Origin of the sequence: Myxococcus sp. AM010 (assembly GCF_013372585.1) — a bacterium.
GTDB classification, from domain to species: Bacteria; Myxococcota; Myxococcia; order Myxococcales; family Myxococcaceae; genus Myxococcus; species Myxococcus vastator.
This window is the reverse complement of record NZ_JABXEO010000179.1, coordinates 1-4,014: the sequence shown is the minus strand read 5'-3', so window position 1 is coordinate 4,014 and position 4,014 is coordinate 1. Positions and strand designations below refer to the sequence as shown.

The 4,014-nt window shown below is 71.7% G+C and carries 2 protein-coding genes; both read right to left on the bottom strand.

The genetic code is table 11. The features are described from left to right. Positions 1-937: polyketide synthase (locus HV826_RS36050; RefSeq protein ID WP_176421533.1), on the bottom strand; the 937-nt coding region annotated here is incomplete at its 3' end. 11 nt (positions 938-948) lie between these two features. Further along, on the bottom strand, positions 949-4,014 hold a 3,066-nt coding region (locus HV826_RS36045), incomplete at its 5' end, for a type I polyketide synthase (protein ID WP_176421532.1).

Here is a 4,014-nt window from a genome sequence, read left to right as displayed (position 1 = left end):
TCAAGCCGCTGCTCGGCCCGTCGTGATTCACCGCCGTCCCTCGAATCACCGCCAGCACTTCGTTCCCGTCCGCCACCGCGTCCGACAACCTCTTCAGCACCAGCACTCCGCAGCCCTCGCCGCGGGCATAACCGTCCGCGGAGGCGTCGAACGTCTTGCACCGCCCCTCGGGAGACAGCGCGCCGCTGCTCGACAGGTAGACGCTGAGCTCCGGGGAGAGGATGAGGTTCACGCCGCCCGCGAGCGCCACGGGGCACTCGCCCAGGCGCAAGCTCTGGATGGCCAGGTGCAGCGCGACGAGCGACGACGAGCACGCCGTGTCCACCGCCATGCTCGGCCCCTGGAAGCCCAGGGCGTACGACAGGCGCCCCGCGCTGAAGCAGGCGCCCTTGGCCGTTCCGAAGTACGGGTCCAGTTGGGACAGGTCCGCGTTCGCCAGCAGGCGCTGGCTGTAGTCGGTGTTCATCACGCCGACGAAGACGCCCACGCGCTGACGGCTCCGGCGCTCCACCGGATGCCCCGCGCGCTCCAGCGCCTCCCAGCCCACCTCCAGCAGCAACCGCTGCTGCGGGTCCATCGCCGCGGCCTCGCGCGGAGAGATGCCGAAGAACTGGGCGTCGAACTGGTCCACGTCCTTCAGGAAGCCGCCGCGACGGGTGTTGATCTTCCCCGGCACCTGCGGCTTCGAGTCATAGAGCGCGTCCACGTCCCAGCGGTTCGCCGGCACCTCCGTCGTGGCGTCCACGCCGTCGCGCAGCAGCTCCCAGTACGCCTCCGGCGTGGTGACCCCACCGGGGAAGCGGCACGCCATCCCGACGATGGCGATGGGCTCCGCGCGGGGCGTCGACTCGGCCTTCTCCAGCCGAGCCTCCAGCTTCCGAATCTTCACGAGCTGCTGCTGAACAATCTGCCGGTAGTTGATGTCCTCGGTCGTCATCTCGATATTCCTCAGGAATCCGTTGCCAGGTCCGCGAGCGCCAGACGGGCCAGCTCCGCGTCGGAGAGCGCGTCGAGGCTCACCTCGAGCTCGCCATCGCCCGGCACCTCACGCGCCACGGCGGGCTTGCTCTCGTCGTTGAACTTCAAGACAGCCTCGATGAGGTGGTCGGCGAGGAAGTCCACGTTGGGGTGGTTCATCGCAATCGTCGAAGGCAGCGACTGCCCCAGCCCGTCCTGCAGGGCATTGCGCAGCTCGATGGCCATCAGCGAGTCCATGCCCAGGTCCGTGAAGCCCTGGCTCCAGTCGACCCCCGCCACCTCCAGCCGGAGCACGCGCCCCACCGCCTCCTGGAGCCTGCGGACGAGCAGCCCGTGCCGCGCATGCGGCAGCGCGCCCTGGAGCTCCGCCAACCACTGCTTCTTCGGAGTCGGAGCGCTCGCGTGCGGCGCCTCCTTCCGCGCGGGCGCCACCGCCGCGTAGAAGGCCGAGCGCCCCAGCCGGCCCAGGCCTTCGATGTACGTCGGCCACCGGATGCTCATGAGGCCCAGCTGCGCCTGACGCTGCCCCAGCGCCTTGCCCAGCAGCTCCAGCCCCTGGGCCGTGGGCAGCGCGCGGATGCCTCGGCGCTCCAGCGCCCTGGCCACTTGCGCGTCCGTGGCCATGCCCACCTCGGCCCACGGGCCCCAGTCGAGCGAAAGCGCCGGCAGGTCCCGGGCACGCCGCAGGTGCGCCAGGGCGTCCAGGAAGGCGTTGGCCGCCGCATACCCTCCCTGGCCCGGAGAGCCCAGCAGCGCCGCCGCCGACGAGAAGAGCACGAAGTGCTCCAGCGGCCGGCCCTCGGTGAGGCGGTGGAGGTTCCACGCACCGGCCACCTTGGGCGTCATCACCCGCTCGAAGCGCTGGAGGTCCTGCTGCACCAGCGCCCCGTCCTCCACGAGGCCCGCTGCGTGGAAGAGTCCTCGCAGCGGCACCGGCCCCGCGTCGATGCGCGCCAGGAGCGCCGCGACGTCCGCCTCACGCGCCACGTCCGCCGAGACCACGGTGACCGTGGCCCCCGCTTGCTCCAACGCGTGGAGCACCGAGCGGGCCTCCGCCGTGGGCTCGCGTCGCCCCACGAGGACCAGGTGACGAGCGCCATGCTCCACCAGCCACCGCGCCACCGCCAGGCCGAGCGCCCCCAGTCCGCCGGTAATCAGGTACGCGCCGTCCGCGCGGAAGGCGAGGGCCGCCGCCACCAGGCCCTTCGCTCGCTGGAGCTGGGACCGGAGGCGCTTCTCCCCGCGCAAGGCCACCTCCAGGCCCGGCGCCTCCGCGGAGCGCAGCAGCTCGGTGAGCAGCGACTCCACGCCGCCCTCCGTGTCCCTGGGGTCCAGGTCGACACGGCCGCAGCGCAGCTCTCCGTGCTCCAGGTCGATGACGCGCCCCAGGCCCCACAGCGAGGACTGCACGGGCGAGGACACCGCCACGCCATCCGCCGGCTGTGCGCCTCGCGTGACGAGCCACAGGGGAGCCGGGCCGCCACTGGCGACGAGCGCCTGCGTCAGGTGCAGCGCTCCCGTCGTGGCCTGAAGCGTCGCCTGCTGAAGGGCCTGCGCGGACTGCGTCTCCTCCACGGACGCGTCGAGCCCCCACAGGTAGACGGCCCCCGCGCACGGGGCTCCGTTCAGGGCCTCGCGCAGCAGCCGGCTGAAGTCGGATGGGCTGCGCGCATCGACTTCGAAGCGCCTGTCGACCGTGGCCCGGAACGCGGTGCCCGGGCGCACGCGGATGACGGACTCACCGCGCTCCTCCAGTCGCGCGGCGAGCCGCGCTCCGACGCCCTGACCGTCCACCAACAGCAGCCACGGATGCGGCTGCGCGGCGGGCAGCGGCGCGGGCAGCAGGGGCTCCGGCGTCCAGGCCACCTCGTAGACGCGCTCCTCGGACTGCTTGTGCGTGCTGGCCTGGAGGACCTCCCGGCTGGCGCGGCGAGCGTGGAAGCCGAGAATCTCCGCCACCGGGCCGTGCTCGTCGAAGAGCTGAACGTCGCCGCTGAGAATCTCCTCCGTGACGGCGCGCTCGCCCGCCGTGGACTTCGCGTAGCACCACAGCGGCCCCTGCGGGCGCCGGAAGAAGTTGAGCTGCGAGACGCTGAAGGGAATTGCCAGCGCGTCCGCCAGGCTCGTCGCGTCGCTCACCATCCAGTTGGCGAGCATCTGGAAGCACGAGTCGATGAGGCCGGGGTAGAGCGCGTAGTTGTCCGGCGAGTCGGGCAGCTCGGGCTGCCGCATCTGACCGAAGGCCTCGTCCTGGCTGCGCTGGAAGGGGCCAATCCAGCGGAAGCTGGGGCCCAGCGTGTAGCCCATGGCGCGGAAGAACGTGTAGAAGTCGTCTCCCGAGCGCGCCTCGGTGCAGCGAGACAGCACGTCCTCGCGCACGGGCAGCGGCCGAGGCGAGGACACCTGCGACGGGTCCACCCGCAGCTCACCCGTGCCGTGCAGCACCCAGTCGCCGGACTCGCCCTGCGTCATCAGCTTGAGGGAGTAGCCCTCCGCGTGCGGCGAGAAGATGAGCTGGAGCGGGCGCAGCTCGTCATCCGCGAGCACCAACGCCTGGTGGAACGTGAGGTTCTCCAGCGTGCAGGCGAGCGGACCGAACGTCTCCGCCACCGCCGAGAGGACCATCGACAGGTGCGAGGCCGCGGGCGTGACGACCGTGCCGTAGAGGCGGTGGTCATCGAGGTACGCCGGACGGAACGCCCCGAGCGTCGTGCTGTAGATGATGTCGTCGAACGCGGGCGAGTACAGCCGCGTCCCAAGGTGCGGCTTGCTGTCCTTCGACTCACGCGGCGCGAGCAGCGCCCCGCTGCGCTGGGTGTCGCGGGTCCACCAGTAGCGCTGCCGCTGGAAGGGATACGTGGGCAGGGCCACCGTCCGCCGCGCGTGCGGCTTCTCGTACTCCCCCCACGCCACCTCCACCCCCTTCACGTACAGCGCACCCAGCGCCTCCAGCGCCGTCTCCCACTCGCCCCGCCCCTTCCTCAGCGTCGCCACCCACTCCAGCCCCTCCTCCTCCAGCGTCTGCCTCCCCATCCC